This window comes from Trichocoleus sp. ST-U1 (assembly GCF_039961835.1).
Taxonomy (GTDB): Bacteria; Cyanobacteriota; Cyanobacteriia; order Cyanobacteriales; family FACHB-T130; genus FACHB-T130.
Window position 1 is genome coordinate 1 of sequence record NZ_JAMPJZ010000054.1, and the last position, 23,550, is coordinate 23,550.

26 protein-coding genes are annotated in these 23,550 nt (G+C 45.4%); 11 read left to right on the top strand and 15 right to left on the bottom strand.

Features of this window, described 5'->3' with window-relative positions; genetic code table 11:
- Positions 1 to 162: transposase (locus NDA06_RS17950; RefSeq protein ID WP_190985828.1), on the top strand; the 162-nt coding region annotated here is incomplete at its 5' end.
- 254 nt (positions 163 to 416) lie between these two features.
- Here NDA06_RS17950 and NDA06_RS17955 read toward each other — a convergent pair.
- Positions 417 to 887 carry a tetratricopeptide repeat protein gene (locus NDA06_RS17955; RefSeq protein ID WP_190986162.1) on the bottom strand — a complete coding sequence of 157 codons (471 nt, stop codon included), beginning with the start codon at positions 885 to 887 and terminating at the stop codon, positions 417 to 419.
- Here NDA06_RS17955 and NDA06_RS17960 point away from each other — a divergent pair.
- Positions 886 to 1,392, top strand: a complete 507-nt coding sequence (locus tag NDA06_RS17960; protein WP_190410625.1) for a DUF1499 domain-containing protein — start codon at positions 886 to 888, stop codon at positions 1,390 to 1,392. The genes NDA06_RS17955 and NDA06_RS17960 overlap by 2 nt on opposite strands.
- A gap of 129 nt (positions 1,393 to 1,521) precedes the next feature.
- Entirely contained in the window at positions 1,522 to 3,033 is a 1,512-nt protein-coding gene (locus NDA06_RS17965) for an FAD-dependent oxidoreductase (RefSeq protein ID WP_190986163.1), read from the top strand.
- Between the two features lie 22 nt (positions 3,034 to 3,055).
- Here NDA06_RS17965 and NDA06_RS17970 read toward each other — a convergent pair whose 3' ends face one another.
- Positions 3,056 to 4,669: an ATP-binding protein gene (locus NDA06_RS17970; protein ID WP_190533500.1), complete on the bottom strand. Its 1,614-nt coding sequence runs from the start codon at positions 4,667 to 4,669 to the stop codon at positions 3,056 to 3,058.
- Between the two features lie 307 nt (positions 4,670 to 4,976).
- Between NDA06_RS17970 and NDA06_RS17975 the strand changes: the two genes are divergently transcribed.
- The 4 genes from NDA06_RS17975 to NDA06_RS17990 all read left to right on the top strand — a co-directional run bounded on the left by NDA06_RS17975 (position 4,977) and on the right by NDA06_RS17990 (position 7,127).
- On the top strand, positions 4,977 to 5,630 hold the full coding sequence (locus NDA06_RS17975) for a Uma2 family endonuclease (RefSeq protein ID WP_190986180.1): 654 nt from the start codon (positions 4,977 to 4,979) through the stop codon (positions 5,628 to 5,630).
- A 71-nt stretch (positions 5,631 to 5,701) separates the two neighbouring features.
- On the top strand, positions 5,702 to 6,082 hold the full coding sequence (locus NDA06_RS17980) for a calcium-binding protein (RefSeq protein ID WP_190429528.1): 381 nt from the start codon (positions 5,702 to 5,704) through the stop codon (positions 6,080 to 6,082).
- Between the two features lie 13 nt (positions 6,083 to 6,095).
- Complete coding sequence (locus NDA06_RS17985; RefSeq protein ID WP_190410620.1) at positions 6,096 to 6,437, top strand: 2Fe-2S iron-sulfur cluster-binding protein; 342 nt, start codon at positions 6,096 to 6,098, stop codon at positions 6,435 to 6,437.
- 252 nt (positions 6,438 to 6,689) lie between these two features.
- Complete coding sequence (locus tag NDA06_RS17990) at positions 6,690 to 7,127, top strand: hypothetical protein (RefSeq protein WP_190986164.1); 438 nt, start codon at positions 6,690 to 6,692, stop codon at positions 7,125 to 7,127.
- A 61-nt stretch (positions 7,128 to 7,188) separates the two neighbouring features.
- Here NDA06_RS17990 and NDA06_RS17995 read toward each other — a convergent pair whose 3' ends face one another.
- The 9 genes from NDA06_RS17995 to NDA06_RS18035 all read right to left on the bottom strand — a co-directional run bounded on the left by NDA06_RS17995 (position 7,189) and on the right by NDA06_RS18035 (position 13,879).
- Positions 7,189 to 7,473 carry a DUF2470 domain-containing protein gene (locus tag NDA06_RS17995; RefSeq protein WP_190410617.1) on the bottom strand — a complete coding sequence of 95 codons (285 nt, stop codon included), beginning with the start codon at positions 7,471 to 7,473 and terminating at the stop codon, positions 7,189 to 7,191.
- 26 nt (positions 7,474 to 7,499) lie between these two features.
- Positions 7,500 to 8,450: an alpha/beta hydrolase gene (locus NDA06_RS18000; protein WP_190429532.1), complete on the bottom strand. Its 951-nt coding sequence runs from the start codon at positions 8,448 to 8,450 to the stop codon at positions 7,500 to 7,502.
- Positions 8,451 to 8,665: 215 nt separating this feature from the next.
- Entirely contained in the window at positions 8,666 to 9,601 is a 936-nt protein-coding gene (locus NDA06_RS18005; protein WP_190986165.1) for an aldo/keto reductase, read from the bottom strand.
- A gap of 70 nt (positions 9,602 to 9,671) precedes the next feature.
- Entirely contained in the window at positions 9,672 to 10,841 is a 1,170-nt protein-coding gene (locus NDA06_RS18010) for a pyridoxal phosphate-dependent aminotransferase (protein ID WP_190986166.1), read from the bottom strand.
- Between the two features lie 245 nt (positions 10,842 to 11,086).
- Positions 11,087 to 11,908, bottom strand: coding sequence for an SDR family oxidoreductase (locus NDA06_RS18015; RefSeq protein ID WP_190986167.1), 822 nt, complete (start codon positions 11,906 to 11,908; stop codon positions 11,087 to 11,089).
- Complete coding sequence (locus tag NDA06_RS18020; protein ID WP_190986168.1) at positions 11,905 to 12,333, bottom strand: DUF1824 family protein; 429 nt, start codon at positions 12,331 to 12,333, stop codon at positions 11,905 to 11,907. Before NDA06_RS18020 ends, NDA06_RS18015 begins: the two co-directional genes overlap by 4 nt.
- 12 nt (positions 12,334 to 12,345) lie before the next feature.
- Complete coding sequence (locus tag NDA06_RS18025) at positions 12,346 to 12,831, bottom strand: glutathione peroxidase (RefSeq protein WP_190986169.1); 486 nt, start codon at positions 12,829 to 12,831, stop codon at positions 12,346 to 12,348.
- 41 nt (positions 12,832 to 12,872) lie between these two features.
- On the bottom strand, positions 12,873 to 13,628 hold the full coding sequence (locus NDA06_RS18030; protein ID WP_190672445.1) for a phosphatase PAP2 family protein: 756 nt from the start codon (positions 13,626 to 13,628) through the stop codon (positions 12,873 to 12,875).
- Positions 13,629 to 13,648: 20 nt separating this feature from the next.
- Entirely contained in the window at positions 13,649 to 13,879 is a 231-nt protein-coding gene (locus NDA06_RS18035; protein WP_190429539.1) for a hypothetical protein, read from the bottom strand.
- A gap of 229 nt (positions 13,880 to 14,108) precedes the next feature.
- Between NDA06_RS18035 and NDA06_RS18040 the strand changes: the two genes are divergently transcribed.
- The gene (locus NDA06_RS18040) at positions 14,109 to 16,352 is read left to right on the top strand and encodes a flavin-dependent dehydrogenase (protein WP_190986181.1); all 2,244 of its coding nucleotides are present in this window, start codon (positions 14,109 to 14,111) and stop codon (positions 16,350 to 16,352) included.
- Positions 16,353 to 16,521: 169 nt separating this feature from the next.
- Here the strand turns inward: NDA06_RS18040 and NDA06_RS18045 are convergent, their stop codons facing one another.
- Complete coding sequence (locus tag NDA06_RS18045; protein ID WP_190410609.1) at positions 16,522 to 18,081, bottom strand: hypothetical protein; 1,560 nt, start codon at positions 18,079 to 18,081, stop codon at positions 16,522 to 16,524.
- Between the two features lie 135 nt (positions 18,082 to 18,216).
- On the opposite strand from NDA06_RS18045, the gene NDA06_RS18050 reads away from it, so the two are divergent.
- Entirely contained in the window at positions 18,217 to 18,771 is a 555-nt protein-coding gene (locus NDA06_RS18050) for a GNAT family N-acetyltransferase (RefSeq protein WP_190672545.1), read from the top strand.
- A gap of 43 nt (positions 18,772 to 18,814) precedes the next feature.
- Here the strand turns inward: NDA06_RS18050 and csaB are convergent, their stop codons facing one another.
- Positions 18,815 to 19,864: a polysaccharide pyruvyl transferase CsaB gene (gene csaB / locus NDA06_RS18055; RefSeq protein WP_190986170.1), complete on the bottom strand. Its 1,050-nt coding sequence runs from the start codon at positions 19,862 to 19,864 to the stop codon at positions 18,815 to 18,817.
- 144 nt (positions 19,865 to 20,008) lie between these two features.
- Here csaB and NDA06_RS18060 point away from each other — a divergent pair, with 144 nt between their 5' ends.
- Both NDA06_RS18060 and NDA06_RS18065 read left to right on the top strand, forming a co-directional pair.
- On the top strand, positions 20,009 to 20,350 hold the full coding sequence (locus NDA06_RS18060) for a DUF2499 domain-containing protein (RefSeq protein WP_190986171.1): 342 nt from the start codon (positions 20,009 to 20,011) through the stop codon (positions 20,348 to 20,350).
- Positions 20,350 to 20,643 (top strand): DUF3593 domain-containing protein, encoded by a 294-nt coding sequence (locus NDA06_RS18065; protein ID WP_190410606.1) that lies wholly within the window; start codon positions 20,350 to 20,352, stop codon positions 20,641 to 20,643. Before NDA06_RS18060 ends, NDA06_RS18065 begins: the two co-directional genes overlap by 1 nt.
- Here the strand turns inward: NDA06_RS18065 and NDA06_RS18070 are convergent.
- Together NDA06_RS18070 and NDA06_RS18075 are read right to left on the bottom strand one after the other, a co-directional pair.
- Positions 20,636 to 22,141, bottom strand: coding sequence for an adenylate/guanylate cyclase domain-containing protein (locus NDA06_RS18070; protein WP_190410605.1), 1,506 nt, complete (start codon positions 22,139 to 22,141; stop codon positions 20,636 to 20,638). The genes NDA06_RS18065 and NDA06_RS18070 overlap by 8 nt on opposite strands.
- Before the next feature lie 514 nt (positions 22,142 to 22,655).
- Positions 22,656 to 23,261, bottom strand: a complete 606-nt coding sequence (locus NDA06_RS18075; protein ID WP_242047484.1) for a CPBP family glutamic-type intramembrane protease — start codon at positions 23,259 to 23,261, stop codon at positions 22,656 to 22,658.
- Positions 23,262 to 23,550 lie beyond the last annotated feature (289 nt).

A 23,550-nucleotide genomic window follows, 5' to 3' on the forward strand; every position in this document is an offset into this window, starting at 1 on the left:
CCCCCTTATTCACCCGAACTCAACTTAATTGAAATCTTATGGAAGTTTATGAAATATGAATGGATAGAGATAGAGGCTTATCGGGACTGGAAAAGTTTAGTAAAGTATGTCAAAAATGTGCTAAAAAAAGTCGGAACCGAATATGTAATTAATTTTGCTTAAGCACTTATGTAGACACAGAAACAATTAATTCTATGTATTTAAAGCAATCAGCGCTCAGTAAAGCACAGAGTAAAGCTGCCCAATTGTGTTATAAATAAGAACATATATTTTAATTGTTTAAATATCCCTGTAACCGTTTTTATAGGGATTTAATATCATTCTAGAGGCATATCAAGGATTGAAGGTACATCCCCTCTGGCAGCGCGTTTCAAGGGGTGTTATTTTGAATACGGTTTGACTTACCACCCTATAAATTAGCTCAGATGGGCCGTACATTCCAGAATCAATCTTTGATTTTCTAGAGCGTAAGGCTGAATTTCCAGCGCTTGTCGAAAAGCTTGAATGGCAGCGCTGTAGTCTTCGAGTGCGACATGGCACAACCCCATCCCATGTAGCGCCCCAAAGTGGAATGGAATGAGCTTAACCGCCATCTGGCAGTCTTGGAGCGCCTTTTTGTACTCCCTGAGAATATAGTAAAGAACGGCTCGTCTATTCCAGGCTTCCGCGAAATTTGGTTGAGTCTCGATCAGGTCGGTGAGTAACTCCTCAGCTTTGGCAAGCTCTCCTGCCTCCAGCATTGCCTGCGATCGCTGAAGTAGTTCAAACCCTACCTCTCCCTTTTGATGAAACCAGACGCGCCACAGCTCTGCTGTAGCCTCATAGCGGACGGTTTCATCCGGATTTTTTAGGTCTTCTAGTAACGAATTGATAGAAAATTCATTCATGAATATCACTTCCAATCGGTCGCGTTGGCTTCTAATCTCTCTATCCTTATGTTTAGCAGCTATCTGTTGGATAGGGGCAACTACCGCTTTGTCAGGAGGAACGATCGTGTTTGCCGGAAAACCACCCACTAATCTCGGTGTCCAGTCAGGCCAACTAGCGCCTTGCCCTAGTACGCCCAACTGTGTCAGCAGTCAAAGCCAAAATGCCCAGAATAAAATTGAGCCTTTGACCTACAACTCTTCCCCAACGGAGGCGATCGCTAATCTCAAAACAGTTATCAACTCCCTCCCGAAAACCAAAATTATCACTGAAACTGAGAATTACCTCTACGCGGAATTCACTAGTGCGCTGATGGGGTTTGTCGATGACGTGGAATTTTATCTCGATGAAAGCGCAAAAACGATCCATATCCGTTCAGCCTCCCGCCTAGGACAGTCGGATTTGGGCGTGAACCGTAAAAGAATAGAGACAATCAGAGCCAAACTCAACGAACTGAGAAGCTAGGTGTAAGTAATAAAACCCCTTCAATCGGTTCGCCCCCACAGAAAAGCTCCTCTTCGCCCCCTCCTTGCTTGCGGGGAGGGTTGAGGGTAGGGTTCTTGTCATCCTGAAAACAGAATGGAGATGTGCGCGATGCCAACAGAAACACAAACCCCAAAAATAGTCGTCGTTGGTGCTGGTTGGGCAGGGTTGGGGGCTACCTACCACCTAGCGCGTCAAGGCTATGACGTAACCCTTCTAGAGGCTGGCCCCTATCCGGGTGGCTTGGTGGCGGGCTGGAAGACCGCAGGGGGGCGCTCTGTAGAAGCGGGGATTCATGGTTTCTGGTATCCTTACCGAAATATCTTTTCTTTGGTAAAGGAATTAGGGCTGAGTCCGTTTACGCCTTGGACTCGTTCCTCCCAGTATTCTCCAGCCGGTTTAGAAGTCGAATCTCCCATTTTCCAAGACTTACCGCGACTTCCCACTCCACTTGGAACTTTTCTCTACACGCAATTTAAACGGTTGCCATTAAGCGATCGCCTATCAGCTTTACCGCTACTCTACGCAGTTATTGATTTTGACAATAGCGACGAAGCTTGGCGACGCTATGACTCTGTAACGGCACGAGAACTCTTCAAAGATTTTGGGGTTTCGGCGCGACTTTACCGCGATTCCTTTGAGCCGATGCTGCTGGTTGGTTTATTTGCCCCTGGAGAGCAATGTTCCGCCGCCGCCGCGCTGGGTATGCTTTATTATTTCATTTTGGCTCACCAACCCGACTTTGATGTTGTCTGGTGTCGCGGAACGGTTGGTGAGATGATATTTCGTCCTTGGGTAGAACGCATCGAACAAGCCGGGGGAAAATTACTCGCTAATCGACGAGTCAGTGACGTAATTGTTGATAGTAATAATCAAGCAACAGCGGTTGTTTGTGGGGATGAAGTTTTTGAGGCAGATGCGATTATTTTTGCCGTTGGTATCAGCGGTATGAAGAAGATTGTGTCTGGTAGCCCCAGCTTACAAAACCGTAAAGAATTTCGGGATATTCACAACTTAGGCGCGGTTGATGTGTTGGCAACCCGCCTCTGGTTTGACCGCAAAATCAATATTCCTCGTCCTTCCAATGCCTGTTTTGGTTTTAATGCAACAACTGGATGGACGTTTTTCGATTTAAATGCCATACATGACGAGTACCGCGATGAGTCGGGAACTGTTATTGAAGCAGATTTTTATCACGCAAATCAGTTTCTTCCCTTAAGCGATGAGGAAATTGTGCCGCTGGTTCAGCAAGATTTAGCAACTTGTATCCCGGCTTTCCGAGATGCAAAAATAATCGATAGTAGTGCAATCCGCTTACCGCGTGCAGTAACTCATTTTTTCCCTGGTAGCTATCAGTATATGTTGCCAGGAGAGACGAGTATCAAGAATGTCTTTATGAGTGGCGATTGGATTGTTACCCGTCACGGTTCTTGGTCGCAAGAAAAGGCTTATGTAACTGGTTTGGAAGCGGCAAATTCGGTTATTTCTCGCTTTGGGCGTGGGAGTAAGGCTTTGATTCTACCAATAGAGGCGGATGAGCCGCATATTCAGCTTGGTCGGTCAATTAACCAAAGCATACGTAATTTCGGTAAAACATTCTTACCTGATTTTTGGCTACCCTAAGTACGATCGCTCTCGTCAGAGTTTACAAACCAAATATGTCTCTTTTTAGCTCTGCATAAACGTTAGTTCCAGGAGCCACTAGCGGTGCCAGTGTATCCCTGCAAAAGGCATCTACTGTATTACCAGCACCTTTTAGATTGAGTAACTTTTTAGCTGCAATGTAAATATCGCCTCCCGCAGATTTTATATCATCTTGTGCATTACCACGATTGATACTCTTACTAATAGCTGTTTGTTTCGTTGTCAGCAATTCATTAATCAGATCCGGTTTTTCAGATGTAACACATAGCAGATTAAGTATCTCGTCGTTAAATAAATATGATTCTATATGCCGAAGGGAGAGAACTTTAACATCTTTGGTAACTAGCTCTTCAATCTCCTTTGCGCTTTTATCGTCTTTATCAACAACACGAATAATGTCCACACCTTTAGCTAAAGCTTTAATCGTTGCAATTAGGGCAAATCTATCTTCCTCAACCTCATTGCAACTACCAGCTGAAAGAAATTGGGTGTCTGGAAATTCTGTGGCAAAAATAGTGCGGTAGCATTGTGCATCGAATTCAGCTTTTTTAGGGTTGCCTGTCCCCATAATATTGCCTTCACAAATGACTACCCTTCGAGGAGCTACCAAATCAGATAAATCATCCAATGCTACTCTAAGTGTCCGCTCCCAGAACGCACGGTTGACAGGGTGAGGTTCCAAAGTCTGTGGTTGGTCAAAGTCTTTCTCGTCAAAATCGAGAAATACCACTTCACCCGGATTAGCCTCTTGTAAATCTCTAGCACGGCGCATCATGCCGATGGAATGCGTCGCTATCCAAAGTTGGCAATTTTCTGGAAGAAGTTTAAAAAATTCGTCCAGCAATTTGCTTTGTAGGCGAGTGTTCATGTGGGTTTCTGGCTCATCAATACAGAAAACCGTGTTGCTAAAAGACACTCTTTTTACAACAAAATCAAGCAGCAAATCAAAGGCGGCTTTTTCCCCCCCAGACAAATTTTTATACCGGAAATTTTGACTTAGACCCTTTGTGAAGAAAAATGTTCCATCTTCAAGTGGATTACCTGGACCCTTAAGCACTAAATCGCCAAAAACCCGAAGCATCGACTCTCTTATCTGACCAATTAATTCTTCACGTAGATTTCCTACCGTTATTCCATCACGTGTTCCTCCATATACAAATGCAACAGTTTCTGCAACTAAACGTTGATAATTTAAAGAAACATTGACATCATTATCAATTAATCTTTGAATGCGGGTTATATCGGCATTAACATCAATTTTTTGAACATTGGTAACTGTAAAATCAGCCTCGTTTCGATATGCAGAGCGAAAATAAAAAAGCTTTCTTTGTTGAGTTTCTTCCTGTGGTAGCTGTTCGTAGAAAGATACATCAACCAATCCATCCCATACCAGTTCAGGCAGTCCTACTTTATTGAGGTAATCTTTGTCAATATTAAATCCTACAAATCGAGCTGTAATTTTTCTGTAATACAATAGGAAGGCATCAAATAATGATGATTTACCACATCCATTTGGACCAGTCATTACAACTAGACGAGCAGTTTCGGGGATGCCCTGGATAGTGAGATCGTGGAATCGCTTAAAGGACTTAATAGTAACTTTATTTATCCGCATTTGAGTGTGTTAGTACATATTAGACTAATGCTAGAGCGCTAATAGACAGTATCCAGGAGTTGGCTTGGCACTATCTATTGATCGTTTATAGTACAATTATACTACACCTAAATGGGCAGAGTGGGAATTTCCACTACACGAGCAAAGATTTTCTCTGCCTCATTCTCTCAGCAATTTCAGGAACATCCGGTATTTGTCATTTGACTATAACTTCGTGGAAGCCCTCTTTCCTCCTCATTGGAGAGCGATCGCATCCTCATTACCCACTCAACTTGATATCTTGGTAGAAAACGCGGGGTTAAGTCCTATGGTGACGACAGCGACAACCACTCAAGGGCGGGGTGTACTTAGAAACATTAGTTGGCAAACGTTTGAAACAATACTGACAGAGAGGGGGGAAGATCGTAACACTCGACTGGCTTACGATCGCGGAACGCTGGAAATTATGACCCCGCTGATGCCTCATGAGCATAACAATAGGCTGCTAGAACACTTGGTTTTCGCTTTAGCTGAGGAACTGAACCTCAATCTCAGAAGCGCTGGATCTCTCACTTGTAAGCGTCCAGACCTTCAGCGGGGTGTTGAACCAGATTCTTGCTTTTATATTCAAAATGAACCGCTGATCAGACAGAAAAGGGATATTGATTTAACGATTGACCCACCTCCTGACTTAGCAGTGGAGGTGGACTATACCAGCGCTTCTATTGACCGACTTTCAATTTATCTCGCTTTGGGTGTTCCGGAAGTTTGGCGTTCTGACGAACCTGTGATGCAAATTTATCAATTGCGAGACGGAGTGTATGTTCCTTGCACTGTCTCTCCTACTTTTGCAAATCTACCCTTAACAACAGAAATTCCAGGGTTTCTGGAAGAAAGTCTAAGAATTAGGGAAATCCCCATGATTCGGTCTTTTCGCGCTTGGGTAAGGCAGCAAATAGAGCATCGTGACGACAATTGTTGAGGAGAATTGAGGACGCGATCGCTCGAAAGATTTATTATATTCAAAGTTTAATTATCCGGAGCTAATGTCTTATGCCTAACGTTGAGGAAGACGAAATCCGAGAGAATCGCATTGCCATGGAAATAATCGTCGATGCCTATGACGAAGAAGAACAGGCGATGGGATGGTACTACTACCTTAACGATAATCTCAACTTCCCCTTTAAAGCTAAGTGGGTGAGAAAGGGAGGCAAATCATCCTCAACTGAAGGCAAAGAAGTTGAGGTAGTGGAAATGTCATCAGAAGATGAATGCTTGCACGATATGTTTGTGGAAGTGCTTTACAAAGATGCTACAGGTGAAGATACGTTCTCGGCTCGTTTATCAGAAATAGAACCGATTGATGCTGATAGCGAAACCTTGGAAGCAATCGCAGACTGGCACTATTGGCTTGACAGAGGATACGAGTTTTAAAGGAGTCGTTTTAATGGCAGTTTATCAAGTCCGGCTGGTAAATCCAGCGATCGCGCTTGACCGTACCATCTCCGTGCCAGACGATCAGTATATTCTAGATATGGCTGAAGATGCGGGCATTCGATTACCTTCTGGGTGTAAGCAAGGAGAATGTTCGGCTTGTATCGCCAAGTTGGTGAGTGGTGAAGTAGACCAAAGCGAACAAAAGTTTCTACGTCCAAAAGAACTAGAGGCTGGGTACACTGTTACCTGTGTGGCTTATCCGCTGTCGGATTGCACTTTAGAAACCCACCAAGAACAAGTGTTATATAAATCAGCTCTTTACTTTCAGCCAGATACTGCTAAATCTGAATAATTTTTGTGCGAATGCTTGCAGTATTTTGGGACTAGCAATTAGTCAGTTTTAACTAAAGATACAGATGGTTTTGTTGCCATGTTGTTAAGTGACAATTTGGTTAAGCTTGCCGCTACACGAGTATTTACAGGGAAGATTGTTGAGTGCGATCGCGCTGACGTATATGAAAAAGCCGAAAAATAAAATTTTAAAAAAAAAGAATACATCGTTTTGAAGAAATGAAGAGTGAAATAGCCAGTACGGAGGATAAAAATGAGCCGGTTACTCTACGAAAATTCAGTCTCTTATAAAGGATATCTGATCATCCCATTTGTTTTTGGGATAGCGGATGGTCAAAATATTTACTCTTATAGTTTACTTTCTGAATTAGGGCATAAAGGTAAATTTCATAAATTGGAAAATCCGGCTGGTATTTATTCAAGTTGCATTGATACGATTATTGAGGCAGCCAAAGAACATCTAGATGAGAATTCAGATGTTGTTAACCAAAACGATTATTTTAAAAATAGATATATTTATCAAGATAATTTGATTATTGTTTATCAATTAGCAAGTAAATATTTTTACGATCATTATAAATCTGATAACTTAAATAATGTTGCCGCGCCAAAAATATTTGGAACTGAACAAGAGTGCATTACCTGGATAAAAGAGGGACTAGATAAGTCACAAATTAATCAACAAGTTTAAATTTTACGAGCATAGAAGTAAGGTGGACAATGCCCACCCTACTCAACGTGCTATTTTGGTACTATTTTGAATGAGAACGCGCTTGTTTCACCATTGCAATGAGCGTATGGTGAGCATCTTCGGCATCTTTAAGAATATGATCGAAGTGAATGCGTATCGGGACATCCGAACCTTTGACTTGTGCCATGAGATTCATGCCTTCTGGATCTACCGAAACCATTTCTGCCTTTGCAGCATCGGGAGAATTACCATAAGTTTGGGCGTAAAGAACGACAGCATCAGCATGATCGTCGTTCATGTGAGCGCAAATGCGATCGCTTATTTCAGACGTTATTGCATCGGACATTAGATAGCATCCTCTGATGTAATTAATTAAGAATGTTTAGCGACAAAATTGGTAACTACATTGACGAATTCAACTGTTGACTCATAGGGTAAAACATTACGACCTAACATTTTGATACCCTCAGCATTAGGTAAAGACTTCTGATAGTCAGCCAAGCGTTCATCGGGAGTTTCACCTTTGCCAGCTTGACTAATGCTGGATGCCGTGTCGCCGACGACTACTAGAGTGGGTTGAGAGATAGATGCGATCGCGTCTCGATAATCTTGCCGCCAAAACCCTGCTAGGAAGGAAAAAACAGCATGGCGAGTCTTTGGATCTGTCGCACCTTTCTCCAAAGTTTGCAGCCACTCCCGATCGACTGAATCAGCCTTTTCAAAGAGTTGTTTAGTTGAGAAAGAACGTAGGAACTGTTCGCGCCGCGCATAGCGATAAAAGGCACTCCCAAAAGGAGAGTCTAACAGATTCCAGGTAAGTTTTTGCCGCCAATTTGCTCTAGGTTTAGCAAGCAATGTCAAAGCGGGAGGGCCAGCCAGCACCAAGCCTCGAATAAAATTAGAATTCGTTTCTAGACGAACTAACTCAATTGCTACCGGCAGCAAAGCCCCTTGTACCACTACAATCACAGGTTTTTTGACTACAGTCTGCAAAAAATGTTGCAATTGTTGTGCCCAATCAAGAGGACTATAAGCCACATGAGGCATATCGCTCTCACCACATCCCAGTAAGTCTGGATTATAAATTGGATTCCGGCGACCCGCTTCATACCATTCTCGACAGAATCGCTGCCAAAACTTTCGGGATAATCCTACACCAATGGGATGAATTAATAGGAGGGGAGTCCCCTCATTTGTATTTGGATTAATTGCGGTATGAACTTCGTAGGCGCAGCGATAATTTTTCCAAGTGTAAAACTGCGTAGGAGTTACAGTTTCAGTTGCAGAAATTTGTAGATTTTGAGTTGAAGACAAGGGTTGCATAATTATCCAGAAAGCAATTAGGGTTAGGAGCATCCCAATCAGAGTAAAAACTCCTGATGGCTAAAATCGCGGATATACAAACGAAGCCTGATGAAAGCAGGTTTCAGCTTGTAGGCTTGTTTTTAGAAAAATGGGATACACTTTGCTCATTTTTTGGGTTGATGAGCTAAATTTTGAGTTAACTTAACAGTGCCTCCTGGCAAAGCTCAGCTCATCTATCGCTCGTAAGAATAAATATCTCCCGGTTGTTTGAATAGGGTAGATGAACGATCGGAAAGCAATTGCAGATCGTCCTTATCTAGTTGAAGACTCAAAGCTTCTACATTCTTTTGAATCTGCTGACGATCTTGAGTAAAGCCTGAGATGACAGCCGCAACACCCGGCTGCTGCTTAACCCAGTTTAAAGCTACTTGAGAAATTGTTTTCTCATATTTTTTGGCCACCTGTGCCAACGTGTCTAGCATCTCTAAGACAGGTTGCCAGCCGCCGTGGGCGCGGATCATACTGTTGTAGTAGAAGCCACGGGCATGAGAGCCTTCGCTGGGGAGTGACGCGATGCCCCGGAATTTATCTGACAAGAAGCCGCCTGCTAGAGGACCGTAGGGCAACAAAGCAATATTATGCTGGAGGCATAGACTTTGCATTGAGTTTTCTACGCGTCGGTCAATTAAGCTGTATTGCACTTGATGAGTGCTAATTGTGGCGTATTGCAAAGCTTTTTCTAACATTGGCGTATTGAAATTAGTAACGCCAAGTTTGCGAATCTTACCTTGTTCTAAAAGTTCTGCGAACACCCTAAAAGTAGAGGCAAAATCTAATTCTGGATTGTGCCAGTGGATTTGTACGCAATCGAGAGTATCGCGCTGCAAATTGCGGAGAGAATTCTCAATTTTGCTGCGAATTTGTGTTGGATTCGGAATATTGTCGAAAAAGACGGCTTTGGTCAAAATGGTGCAGTCGCTTCCTTTGAGCAAGCGACCGAGAACACTTTCGCTGCGTCCGTAGATGTCTGCGGTATCAAAATGAGTAGTACCCAGCGCTAAGTAAATATCCAAAGCACGGGCAATATCGGTTTCTGGAATTCGTTTCCAACTGCGATCGTCGAGTTGCCAGCAGCCGACAATTAAAGAGGATTTTTCTTGGCTATTCATGCTTTCCGTCAATATTCCTTGCAATTCATGGCAAAAAGGTGTAATTCTTCGCTAAATGCCCCCTTGACGATTATGCGCTTAAAATCGCTGACAAACCCCTCACTAATCGCCCAATCCCCTCGGCTGCGGTTTCTTTTTGCAGGGCACCATAGGCAACGCGCAGATAACACCCGTCTTCCATGCCAAAGGTTGTACCTGGAATAACCGCGACACCATGTTCGCGGATCAGTCTTTCTACCAAGTCCATTGCAGGCAATTTTGTATGGACTCTCAGCAGAAAATAAAAAGCTCCATCTGCTGGGGGAATGGTGCATAAATGTTGGATGCGATCGCATTCGTTGAGGAAAATTTCGCGCACAGAGGCGATCGCTTCTAGCTTTTCCTTGCAGTAATCTACTCCCGCTTGCAATGCTCCGAATGCGGCATACTGGGAAATCACTGGGGGACAAATCAAAATCGTATCCTGAATCTTCTTGACGGCGATGAGGAGGTGTTTTGGCATCACCATATACCCGATGCGCCAGGACGCGAAACCGTAAGCTTTAGACAGCGAGAAGAGGGAAATTGTATGGAGGTGGCTGTCTGGAATCGCTGCTGGGGAAAAATGCTGCACGCCGTTGTAAGTAAAGTATTCATAGGCTTCATCGCTGATGTGATAGATGCCGCGATCGCGACAAATTTGATTCACTTCGCGTAATGCAGCTTCCGAATACACGGCTCCCGTGGGATTATTAGGTGAAATTGTGACAACTGCCCGCGTTTTTTCGGTAATTGCTTGCCGAATCGCCTCCGGACGGAGTTGATAATTCTCATCCGTCGCGACCAGAACCGGACGACAACCCACCATCGTAATTGCCATCTCTTGGTTGAAGTAATAAGGCGTTTGAAGAATAATCTCGTCGCCGGGATTTGCGATCGCTAACATCACATTCACGAACGCCATGTTACTGCCAGCTGTGACTACAATGCAGTTCTCAGCATTCATGTCAATCGCGTTCTCAAATTTTAATTTTTGAGCGATCGCCTCCAGCAACGGCGAGATACCTTGTACGGGTTTGTACTTGTGATTCTCTGGATCTGCCAGGAAATGGGACAGTTGCGCGATCGCTTCTGGCGGCGGACTATAATAAGCAACGCCTTGTCCCAAGGAAATCGTTCCCGGACAGCTACGAATCAATTCCCCAACAACGGGAATAATTGGCGACTGCACCGCCTGCATTCGAGAAGATTCGGTAAGCATACAAAACTCATCGTTCAGGGTTTATTGTGCGTATTTCATATTATTTAAAATTTAACAACTACCTTTTTCTTGTTCTCCTTTTCAAAGAAGTTTAGGAATCAAAGGGCAAATTGTACAAGCTTAAATCCCCTAGCCTACTTTAAACGGGAAAGTTGGAAATTTGCATACAGTGAAGCCGAGATTCCCGACTTCTCTAAAAAGTCGGGAATCTAAATCGATGGCCTCTCATAACTCCAATAAGATTGCTATATCGTTTCCGGATGACTCAATTGAAACCCAGCGGCTTTTAGCTTCTGAGTTGACACTCGCGCATTGTAAGGTCGAACACTTTTCTGGGATTCATCCCAAGAAACTTTGGGTAGATTATGTTGGTTGCACACGCGGTCAAGAAGTTCTCGATAAGTCAAATGTGCATCATCTACTAAATTATAAATTCCTTGGAATTTGTGCTTGCGGGCAAACTCGATAGCAGCAACAATGTCATTTAGGTGAATCCAATTTGTTGTGTCTTCGCCATTTCCTGGGCGAGTTGTACCAACAACTCGACTGAATATTTTGGATAATTCACGACCTGGCCCATGAATCCCGCCTAAACGGAGGATGCAAACGCCTAGATTTTCAGTGGATGCTGATAGCAATACTTGCTCGGTATCGCAGAGAATTTGACTATTCTTATTAGCCGGTGCAACGGGTGATTCTTCATCCACCCATTCCCCATTTTTATCCCCGTAGACAGCATAACTCCCCGTATAGATTAGCTGTCGTACTGAAGGAGTTTGTTTTAAGGCTGAGACTAAGCTATGGGCAGTTTTTAAATAAGTTTCTTCATAAACATCGGCATTTTTTGCTCCAATACTTAGCAGTACAGTATCCCGATCTTCCAACACCGATTGTAGCCCTGCCAAATCATCACCTTTTACAAGGACGACTCGTTGGGCAACTGCTTCTAATTCTGAAACTCGTTCGGGAGAAGTTGTGGTTGCGGTGACAGTAAATCCTAACTCCTGACGCCAATATTGGGCAATTGTCTTACCCACATAACCACAGCCGATGATTGCAACGTTCATGAAGATTTCGATGTAAATAAATCTAAAGGTAAATGACCGTACATCTCGTTAATTCCGTCTTCATTCGCAGACTGGCAGGACACCAAAACTCCGCGATGTTCTCCTATGTACGGATTGAGATAACACAAGTTAGTCTTGGGGTTAAATTTAATATAAACAGAGCCATCAATCGGCGCTAAATTTTTATTGACTTCATAACCTAAAGCCGTTGCATAGGTTTTTAAAGCTTTAATCCCTTGCTCTGTTGTATCGGCACAAACCCCTAGTATTTGGTTATCAGAAAGCTCACTTACCAAAAGTAGCGCTTGGCGAATTGAATCTTTATCCGGTGCATCTTCACTGGAATCTATCCTTAAGCAGTCGAAAACTTTGAGGATTTTATGTGCTTCTTGAACGGTTAAGTTTGACAAATTCTGGACAGACATAAATTCCTTGACTTACTGGGCTAATTCCCGCTCAATCGCTGCAATCAATTCTGGTGAATCTGGCTTCACACTGCTATTAAATCGAGCCACGACTTCACCTTGCTTACTGACTAAGAACTTCTCAAAGTTCCAAGAAACATTTCCCGTAGGCTGTACTGCACTGGTAAGCCGAGCATACAGCGGATGCTGTTCTTGACCTTTGGCATGAACTTTGTCAAACATCTCAAAGCTGACGCCGTAGTTGGTCGTGCAGAAATTCACAATCTCTTCATTGCTACCGGGTTCTTGCGCTCCAAAGTCGTTGCAGGGAAATCCTAGAACGCGCAATCCCTTATCCTGATACTTTTGGTTTAACTGCTCTAATCCTTTGTATTGAGGCGTGTAGCCGCACTGGGAAGCGACATTTACGATTAAAAGTACGTTTCCGCCGTACTCGGAAAGTTGTTTATCTTCACCGTTGATAGTTTTTACTGCGATGTCCGAGACTTTGCTGCTCATTAATTTCATTCCTATACACCCTGATTTAGGTGTGTTTTCCCTTATCTGCGGTTAGCGATATTGGATTCTTCTTCGTTAGGGATGGGCGTTTTTTGAGGAGCTGGCTTGTAATATTCTTGCCAAATTTCCAGGCTGAGGATACAGGTCATCAACCACACAATCCCTGCTGCATAGCCAGCGACAACATCCGTAGGCCAATGGACGCCAAGATAAAGCCGACTCAGGCCAATACCCGTAACCAATAGCAGTGTCCCGCTAGCGATCGCTATATGCCATTTACTCAACTGCTTGACCAGTAAATAGCCAAGTGCGCCGTAAACAACCATTGAAATCATCGCATGACCGCTAGGAAAGCTGTATTGACCCACATCAATGACCCGATCCCAAAGCGCCGGACGGGCGCGACCAAATACCACTTTGAGTAAATAGTTTAAGCCAACTGCACCCACTCCAGCGATCGCAAGTGTTATGGCTTGCCCTCGCCGACCGTCTCGGTACAGCCAAATCCCGAAGCCCAAGCAAATGACCAGCAACACCGTGGGTTCTCCCACAAATGTGAATCCCAGCATTAGCCGATCGAGCAGCGGCGCGTGCAGGCTTCTGATAACCACTAGAATTGCCGTATCAATGGCTTGGGTTTCTTTGTCTAAAACTTCGTCAGCAATTTGGGCAAATCCCCACAGCCCTAGGGCAGCAACGAATAGACCCGCTGCTGGAATCGTAAATAACAAGGGCAATATGTGCGATCGCCACCACTGCGGCAACGCGGAGATAACTCGCTTGGCAATTTCGCGCATGATCTGGCGGTTCTAATTTGCTAGAGGCTAGCCCAAGCTTGGGCAACGATGTCGCTAAGCCAGTGTCTTTGTGCCTGATCCAGCAGACTATCTTCTTCTAGCACTTGAGCGGTTAATTCGTCTAAAGACTGCCCCTCTTGACGGGCAATTTGAACGACTCCAGCGATCGCTGCTGCCACTAATTCTTCATCAACGGGCTTTTGCCGCAAGGCGACAATTTCTTGAGGACTGGCTGGGATGGGATAATTCATGGCGTAGGTCATAGTCTATGGGCGGGTTTAAAGGATTCATCGCTCAGGGCTTTCGTCGTGAGCGGTTCCCCGCCCGTCCAACAGTTGCACCCCTGTACATTAAGAAAATGAGAATTGTGTAAAGTTTTTTAATCGATTCTAAGCAATTCGTATCCGGAAGTTTAGCGCACTTTGACCCCGGTTCACTCTGTCTTTCTCAGGAATAGGTTCCCTAATGCAGATCGCCAATATGAGAGAAATACTTTACTTAGAAGTTCCTACCCCGGATATAGCCGCCGTCCGCGCCTGGTTGCAACAAGAGTACGATCCAGGAGCAGGGGAGAAAATGTTCACGCCTGACGGTATCAGACTGCAATTTCCCAATCCTGAGAGTCTTAAGAAAACGGATACAACCCAAAATCCCGCGATTCCGCAACCCGAACTCTCAATTTTTATTTGGTCGGTGCAGCGAACCACGTATCTGAAGGTCTTCCGTTGGGCACAGCAGGCTATCCCCGGTGAAAGAGAGATCCTGAAACAACTTACCTCGAATCTGAGAAGCCGGTTTCCCCAACAATATCCAGAACCACCGGCAATTGATTTGTCAAAGCAATCTATCTTTGAAGCTTTGGCTTACGATTACCCGGAAACCGTCCGCTGCTTTCAAAAAATGCCGAACGGGGAATATGACCTGAATCGCGTCTATTGGTGGGAGAAACGTTGGCGCGAGAGCGTTCGCAATCCGAAACAGCCAGCGCAGGTTATCTTCCGAAGAGACAGGGAAATCAGGAATCAAAAGGGAGATGAAGCCTTCACTGACTCCTCCTCCCTCCCCTCTCAGTCCATCCTTCGGGAAGGCGAAGCGCCCTCAGCCCTCAGCCCTCAGCCCTCAGTCCTCAGTCCTCTCCCCTCAGTCCTCTCCCCTCAGTCCTCTTCCTACGACCTGATTTATGTAGGTGGTGCCTTGGGCGTCATCCACGCTGCTGTCATGGCTCAACTCGGCTACCGGGTGCTATTACTGGAACGGCTCCCTTTCGGGCGCATGAACCGGGAGTGGAACATTTCCCGCGATGAATTTCAAAGCTTGATTGATTTAGGCTTATTTACCCCGGCGGAATTTGAAAGCATTATTGCCGCGGAGTATGTAGATGGGTTTCACAAATTCTTTGATGCCAATAATCCGCCCAAGCTAAAAGCACAGGTATTGCATACCCCAACCGTGCTGAATGTGGGATTGGACGCCGAGAAACTACTGCGTCTGTGTGGGGAAAAACTCACCAAAGCCGGTGGGGAAATTTGGGATGAGACGGAGTTTATCCGGGCTGATATTGAGCGATCGCAAGTTACCGTGCAAGCGAAACATCTGCCCAGCCAAACTCAGCGCCAAGCTAGCGGACGCCTGCTAGTAGATGCGATGGGCACTGCTTCGCCGATTGCGTGGCAGTTGAATGGGGGTCGCACTTTTGATAGTGTTTGCCCAACCGTTGGGGCTGTGATTGCCAGCGGGTTTGAGCCGGGGGTGTGGGATGCCCAATACGGGGATGTGCTGAACAGTCACGGCGATATTTCGCGGGGACGGCAGCTGATTTGGGAGTTATTCCCCGCTGAAGGTGAAGAAGTGACCTTCTACTTATTCCACTATCATCAAGTGCATCCCGATAACCCCGGCTCGTTATTAGAAATGTATGAAGATTTTTTCAACATTTTGCCGGAGTATCGCCGCTGCGATATGGAGAAGCTGGTGTGGAAAAAACCGACATTTGGGTATATTCCGGGTCACTTTAGTGTTGGAAGTCGCGATCGCACGGTTGCTTTCGATCGGCTAATTAGCATTGGCGATGCCGCCTCTCTCCAATCTCCCCTCGTTTTTACCGGCTTTGGTTCCCTGGTTCGCAATCTCTCCCGTTTAACCAACCTTCTCGATACCGCCCTCAAACATGACTTGCTCCAAGCCCATCACTTAAATCAGATTCGCGCTTATCAAAGCAACGTCTCCGTTACCTGGTTATTTTCTAAAGGCATGATGGTTCCCACCGGCACCTACTTACCGCCGCAGCGAATTAACTCGATGCTGAATACCTTTTTCGGGCTTTTGGCGACAGAACCCCCAGAGGTGGCAGACACGTTTATTAAAGACCGAGTGAATTGGCTAACCTTCAATCGACTGGCGCTAAAAGCAGCTTGGATCAATCCAGCTTTGCTGTTATGGATTTGGCAACTTGCCGGTGCTAAAGATATCTTCCGCTGGCTGGGCAGCTATTTCAGCTTTACACTTCATGCCCTAGTTGTTTGGTTGCTGGGGGGTTGGTTTCCGGGTGCCCTCCGGCGTCTACAACCTTCACTAGAAGAACACTATCCTGCTTTGTGGTTATGGCTGCTGGCTCAGAGCTATGCCCTCACTGCTGGGATGGGGCGTCCTCAAAAGAACCATCAGCTTTCTACGCGGAAAGAGCAGAGGCAAACGTCTTCCGAGCGGGTCGCGATTAAAAATTAAAAATGCAAAATTAAAAAGAACAATGTTTAATTTTGTATTTTTAGGACTTACGCCGAGATCCCCCTTGCATCTCCCTTAAAAAGGGGGAACCGGAAAAGCCCCCTTAAAAAAGGGGGCTAGAGGGATCTAGATTTCAAGCTTTCAATGCGTAAGTCCTGATTTTTAATTTCTACGCGCCAGTTTTTCTGGGAAACGTTGGCAATTCTATCGACGCCAAGGATTTCCGCCCTTTCGGGGGACGTGTCGGATAAAGCAGAGGGGAAGGCCAGTTTGGTTGGGAGGGGATGGCATCAGGGCGCTGGGTGGGCACAGCAGCCGGAAATTCTCTGCGGGATATTACCTCCTCTTCTTGCTCAGCATTGTCTCCACTCGCATCCTCTGACCAGATTGCCTCTGGTTCAGAAGGCTCAAAGATGTACGAGGCAGGAGAAGCTGATTCGGCATTTTCTAGGGCATAGATCGTTCCAGCTTCATCGTTCTCATCTGGCTCGAAACTGACAGCCAGCAGCAGGTCTTCCAGTTCGTTCTCAATCGCGATACTTTCCTGGGTAGAAGCGATCGCTAATTCATCGCTGAAATCGTCGTTACCAGAGATTTCCAGCTCAGGGGGCATGAGAAAATCATCCATGAGCGGATCGGAGTCTGAGTCTAGCATTCCCCATTGCCATATCTCCTCTTCATCGGTGGCTTCGAGGCTCTCAGAGGCGGGTATTTCTTCTAACGGCTCCCATTCCCTCGAAACGAAGGCAGTTGGCTCTGTAATCGGTGCATAAGCCGGAGATGGTACTGAAATCTCCCAATCTTCCTCATTCTGGGCGGGGTCTTCCTGAAATGCCGGTTGCGCTGACCAAGGTTGAATAGGCGGCGCTTTGGGGAGCAGAGATTGAGAATCGTGGGCGTTTTTAAGATGGCGATGCGCCCAAGTGGGAGAAGGTCTGGTATCTGGTTCGATTTGGGTGGGGGGAGGCATTTCCAGACACTTTTCTAGCGCCGACTTGAATTGCAGGGTTTGGCGCTGCTGGCGTTGCAAACGGGTACGGAGTTCGCGGATTGTATTTTCGCTTTGCAACAGCGCGTGAGATTGTTCGTTATAGCGTTGCTGGGTGAAGGCACATTCCCGTTCTAGCTGGGCGATGCGTTCTTGGCTGTTTTCCAGCTGTTCTGTTACGGTTTCAATTAAGATTTGTTGGCGCTGGGCAGCTTGATGAGACGATTCTAGTTCTCGGAACATCCGGGTGACTTGTTCTTGCGTCCCGTTGAGTTCCTGGGTTGTAGAGGTGAGGATATTTTCTTGAGCTTGCGATCGCTGTCTTTGCAATTGCAACGCCTCCTGACAATCCCCCAGTGCCTTCTCTAGGTGATTCACTCGGCTGACTAAGTCCCGATTGCGCTGACGCATCTCCGCCAACAGTGGAAACAAATTTCCCGCCTCTGCTGGCAATGACTGCGGCTCAGACTTTTCCCGATGCACCCCATCCCCATCATCAGTTGTCTTTGCGGCATTCGCCTCATCGTCTACTAGCGCGGGTGAACGATGCACTAAGCTGACGACTTCTATTACTTCCACGAGAGTCTCGTCCTGTGCCGGTGCTGTCTCCTGTACAGGATCAAGGTTAGGATCTGTTTCATCCTTCACCGGATCTTCCACAGGATCGTCCATTGGAGAATCGGTTGATTGGGGGAAGGACTGGGACTGGTTAGCTTCTTGGGGGGTGTCAGCTTCACTCATTGCTCTGATTTAAGAGAAGGTCATGGGTGCTTGGAATGGACTGGCTGTAGCTTTATCAATTCACAGCTTTAGTTGCGCCTAGATTGCAATAATTCTAATAAGATTATTCCACGACGCTCTCGGAGTCACTCTACCATTTTCAAATTTCGCATCGACGAGGAAATCGAACTCAAATTGCTTGAGGTGCGACACGCACAAGAAGTTTATGCTTTGGTTGATTCTTGTCGCACCTCCCTACGGGAATGGCTTCCCTGGGTTGATGGCTCGAAAAGTCCTGAAGATACCAAGTTTTTCATTGAGGCTGCATTGAAACAATTTGCCGCCAATAATGGATTTCATGCTGGCATTTGGTATCAGGGCAAAATGGCAGGAGCAATTGGATGTCACGAAATTGATTGGGAAAATCGAGCCACTAGCATTGGGTATTGGCTGGGCGAGAATTTCCAAGGACGCGGGATAATGATTAAATCGTGTCGCACTTTGGTAAATCATACTCTGGTTGAGTTGAAGCTGAACCGAGTTGAAATTCGCGCTGCCGTGGAGAACTCTAAAAGTCGAGCGATTCCAGAGAAACTAGGATTTACCAATGAAGGAACGCTTCGCCAAGCTTGTTGGTTATACGACCATTTTGTAGATTTGGTTGTTTACGGGATGTTGGCACGCGATTGGCAAAGGTTAGCCCCACAATAATACTTTTCAAACTTAGGGCAGAAGGCGTTGCGCTCCGACAGGACTATTTTGCCCCTAAAGCATCACTCAACAAATCCCGATGCATCAGTGCCCGATCGACTAAAGATTGTATTTGATGGGGTGACAGGGGGTCGCCGTTGACGTAGTGTTCTAACCAAGTTTGACTAATCAAGTTGGGATCGTCAGGCAATTGCGTTAAGTCCCACCCTGGCATATTGAGTTCTTCCATCAGCAAGCTAACTTTGGGGTCATAGCTGAGGGCGAAACAACGGCATTCTTGTGCTGCCGCCATAATTAAGCTGTGGTAGCGCATCCCGATTGCCATCTCGACACCCTGAAATAATCCTTTCAATTCTCTAGGGTCTTGAAGAGAAAAAATATGACTGGCACCGGGTAATTGCGGTTGAATTGACTGAGCGATCGCTAGATCCTGACTTGCTTGAAATGGCACCAGTAAAATGCAGGTCTGAGTAGCTTTTTGAAAGTCAATCAAGGCGCGAGTTAAGTTATCAAGTCGGGCGGGAGTCAGTTGGGGATGCGATCGCAAGGTGACGGCGACTCTGGGTGCTGGTAAATCCCACAGTCCCTTCACTGGCTTCGCGTCTAACGCCCAAACCGGGTCTGGGGCTTGGATATAGGGGATTTTCCAATCCATCAGCAGGGCAGCAGAGGCGCGATCGCGCACGCTGACGGCTTGGCAACCCGCGATCGCTTTTCGCGTTATCCAGCGAGTCAAATTGCGGTTCAACGGGCCAATTCCCTGCGCCCAAGCAATGGTTTTTAAGCCCCGCTTTTGGGCTAATCCCATTAATCCCGCGTAGTAGAGGGGACTTAGGGCACTGGTGGCGTCTTGCATCAGACTCCCGCCGCCCCAGATGAAAACATTCGATTTGCGGAGTGCTTGCTGGACTGGCAAGAAAGCTTTGCGCGAACAACTTTCTACGCCATAGCGATCGCGCGTCTTTTTAGGGTTTGCAGAAAGCACAATCGGCGTCACATAAGGCGGTAACATTTGCAGCAACGATGCCAGCAATGCTTCATCGCCTGCATTGCCCTGTCCATAATATCCACACAAAACCGCTCGAATTCCCATGCTCAAACTTTACCAGCAAAGCCGAGCGGTACTATAAGAAAAAGAGTTATGAGTTTTGAATGATGTTAGCGAAGCGGTGCTTAGCACGGGTTGAGTTAAGACTTCTAATTCAAAACTTCAACCTCAACCCTCAAAAACTTCTTTATGCACGCACTCTCAATTCCTACCTGGATTATTCACGTTTCCAGCGTCATCGAGTGGATTGCCGCCATTTGGTTAATCTGGATCTACGGCGAAGTGACTCGCAATCGGGCTTGGTGGGGATTATCCTTTGCCATGCTACCCGCATTAGTTAGTGCCATGTGTGCCTGCACTTGGCACTATTTTGACAACCCAGAATCCTTAGAATGGCTGGTTACGCTTCAGGCGGCAATGACTTTGCTGGGTAACTGCACCCTTTTGGCGGCTGCTTGGTGGATTTGGCGTTCATCACCCGTGGCTAATCAAAAAGACGATGCGCCAATTATCTCTCCAAAATCACGGTAATGTCTAAAGAAACCCTTTTTGCACTCTCTCTATTCCCCTATTTAGGCTTTCTCTGGTTTCTGACGCGAAGCGGGCAGATGCCGCGTTTAGCTTTAATTGGTTTCTACATGACCTTGGTTTTTGTGGGCGTCACAATTCCGGCTGGAATTTATGCCCAAGTTGCCTATGGGGAATCCTTAGCAAATGTCGATTGGCTGCACGGTGGCGCAGAGGTTTTTCTGACGCTTTCTAATATTCTGATTGTGTTGGGATTTCGGCAGGCAGTGATTCAAAAACGCCAAGTCATTAAGTAAGGGAAACCTCACGCTTTCTCCCTTTTAGAAGGTAAGTTTCCATTTCTCCTTTGCCTTTGACCTGAATCGAGCCTCTCTGCTCCAACGCATATCGATTCTGTAAGTATTCGTAAGTTGTAGCCGTTACTTGAATTTCACCTGGCAATCCGTGGGATTCCATCCGGCTGGCGATGTTCACGGTATCCCCCCAAAGGTCATAGATGAACTTTTTAGTGCCGATAACTCCAGCAACTACCGGGCCAGTATTAATGCCAATGCGGATACTGAGTGTTTGATGATGTTTGGCGTTGAATTGGTCAATTTCTTTTTGCATATCGATTGCCATTTGGGCGATCGCTTCTGCATGATCGGGTCGGGGTTCGGGAAGACCTCCTACCACCATGTAGGCATCGCCAATTGTCTTGATTTTCTCCAAGTTATGCCGTTCGGTGAGGCGATCGAACCCGGAGAAAATTTCGTTCAGCAACCAGACAAGTTCTTTCGGTGATATCTTTTCTGAAAGCTGAGTAAAGTTAACCAGATCGGCAAATAAAATCGTCACTTCAGCAAATCCATCGGCAATGTTACTTTGCCCGTCTTTGAGTTGTCTGGCAATCGGCTCTGGCAAGATATTAAGTAACAAGTTGTCAGACTTCTCCTGTTCTACCGTCAGTTGCTGATTTGACTCCCGCAATTGCGCCGTGCGTTCGATGACGCGCAACTCTAGCTCCTTGGAAGTTTGGCGCAGCCTGCCGATCACCAGAGCAATTCCTAACAGCCCCAATAGAGATAGGAGCGCTAACATTACGAAAGTTCCTCGCAGTCCTGCATGAGTTTTTGCCATGAACTCATCCAGAGGACTGGAGATTTCCAAAATCCCTCGAACATCCCCTACTTTCCAGTCTTTTTTAGGGCTATCCGGGTGAGTATTGTGGCAAGCAACGCAGCTAGCCTTCATGAGATCGGCTTGTGCATATCGCAATGACAAACGCCCTTGAAACTTCTCCAAGCGAACAAAGGGTCGATCGGGATGTTGCCTCAAGGCGCGAAGCGCTTCCCACTCAAAATTGTCTTTGGGGCCACCTGTCGCTTGCCGCTGGCGAAAGGGATACTCACTATAAAGTCGGACTGACATCCCAGGGTTTTTTTGAACGAGGCGGTGACTGAGTTCTATCAAGAATGTCGCTGGTACGGGAATTGCCTTTTCTAGAGCAGTGTAGTTGTCGGTAATGGTGATTTCAGGAACTGCTTCTATCCGCTTCAGGATCTCGGAGCTGTAGAGAGTGCGTGCTTCCTCTATCGCTTGGGCATACAAGGCTGCATTCTGAAGTGCTTGTGATTGAATTAGGTTTGACGAGAGATGGGACATATTCCACAAAGCTCCCGCTACTCCAGCACACAATAGGAGTGTCAAGACCAGAATTGTCTGTTTATTTAGCAGTTGAATGATTTTTGCTAGACTTTTCGCAATTGACTGGCGAATTGTACGCCTATCTACACGGGAGCCTTGCAGCGTCATCGAATCTCTCCTACTGTTTCATATAGCGATACCTTATATTCCAAGCAGAACACCCTTTAGCTTCTGTTTTAAGCTACGACAAGCCTAACTAGACTACCGCAGTCAGGCTAAATTTCCGGAGACTTTGCAAAAGAGCAAAAGTTTGAGGCTTGTTCTAGCGCCACGCTGAAAAAATGCCTTATGTCAAGGTTTTACACCCATTTTTTTATCTATCTTTTATCTAAATTAGGATTAGATTTTACTGACTAAACGTTGGCACGCTTTGAATTGACTTAAATAATATAAATTTTCAATACTATTATTAGTAGACAAGTTCTTCTTTATTGAATTTATTGTATCACAAAAACTTTATTACAATCTAAATACTAGCAATAATAATTTGAATATCGCCATAAACAAACAATTTTAAAAGTTCGCATAAAATACCTAAGATTAACGAACATTATTATAAGCGTTCGCCCATTAAATCTACATACTGTTTGAAGAATTTTTATAAACATTCAAGACAAAAATGTTACGAGTTTAAGGTTTTATATCCTCCCAATAGAAGTAGCCAAACCACCACAATTAGCCAATGAATTGCCACGGGCATCCATAGAGAGCCACTTTGAAAATAGGCAAGAGTACAAATAACACCTAGAAGTGCTGCCAAGAATAGAAAAACTGGATTAAAAAAAGTTCGGAGTCCATCGGGATAGAAAGTTACGGCATTTAGCGGATGGTAGATGATAAACATTGCTAAACTAATACCTCCCCAAAGCCATAGAGTAGTAGGGGTAGCTTTTTCTGTAGGGTGAGGAAGTAGTAAGATCCGAAAAAATAACTCTTCAGATATGGCGGGAGACAACAGACAACGCGCCATTACACCAATAATCATTTCCCAGGATGTTTCTACATCAAGTTTTAAAAAACCAAATTTGAATCCAATAGGTAGTGAAATTAAGGTATATATCAGTACCAAAGCAGCAGAATATAGCCACGCTTTGGTATCAGGAGTTGTAGAGGCGGCTGTAATTAAGCGAGAGACAATTCCCAGGCTTGGCGTAAGCGCGATCGCATCTACGGAAAGCTCAAATAGCCCTGCGATAGCTGGCACATTACTCATATATACGTTAACCATTAAAAATATTTCCTCAGGCAGATATTTTTTGAAGATAAAATTATACTAGCGATAGCTTTTTCGTGAAGTTCAGTAATGTTTCAGTGTCATGGACGATAAGACTTTATAAAACTTTCTTATAAAGGGCAAAAATTGCCAATACAATAAAAAAGCACCTAAAGAAAAAAGGTAGCACAAGAAGTACATACGGGAAAGTTTAAACTCTGGGTATGTCTGCGTAAACCTTTGAACCCTTGGTGTTGAAAAACATATTGTTAAGCAAGTTTGCGAAGCTTCTTCTGGATGAGAA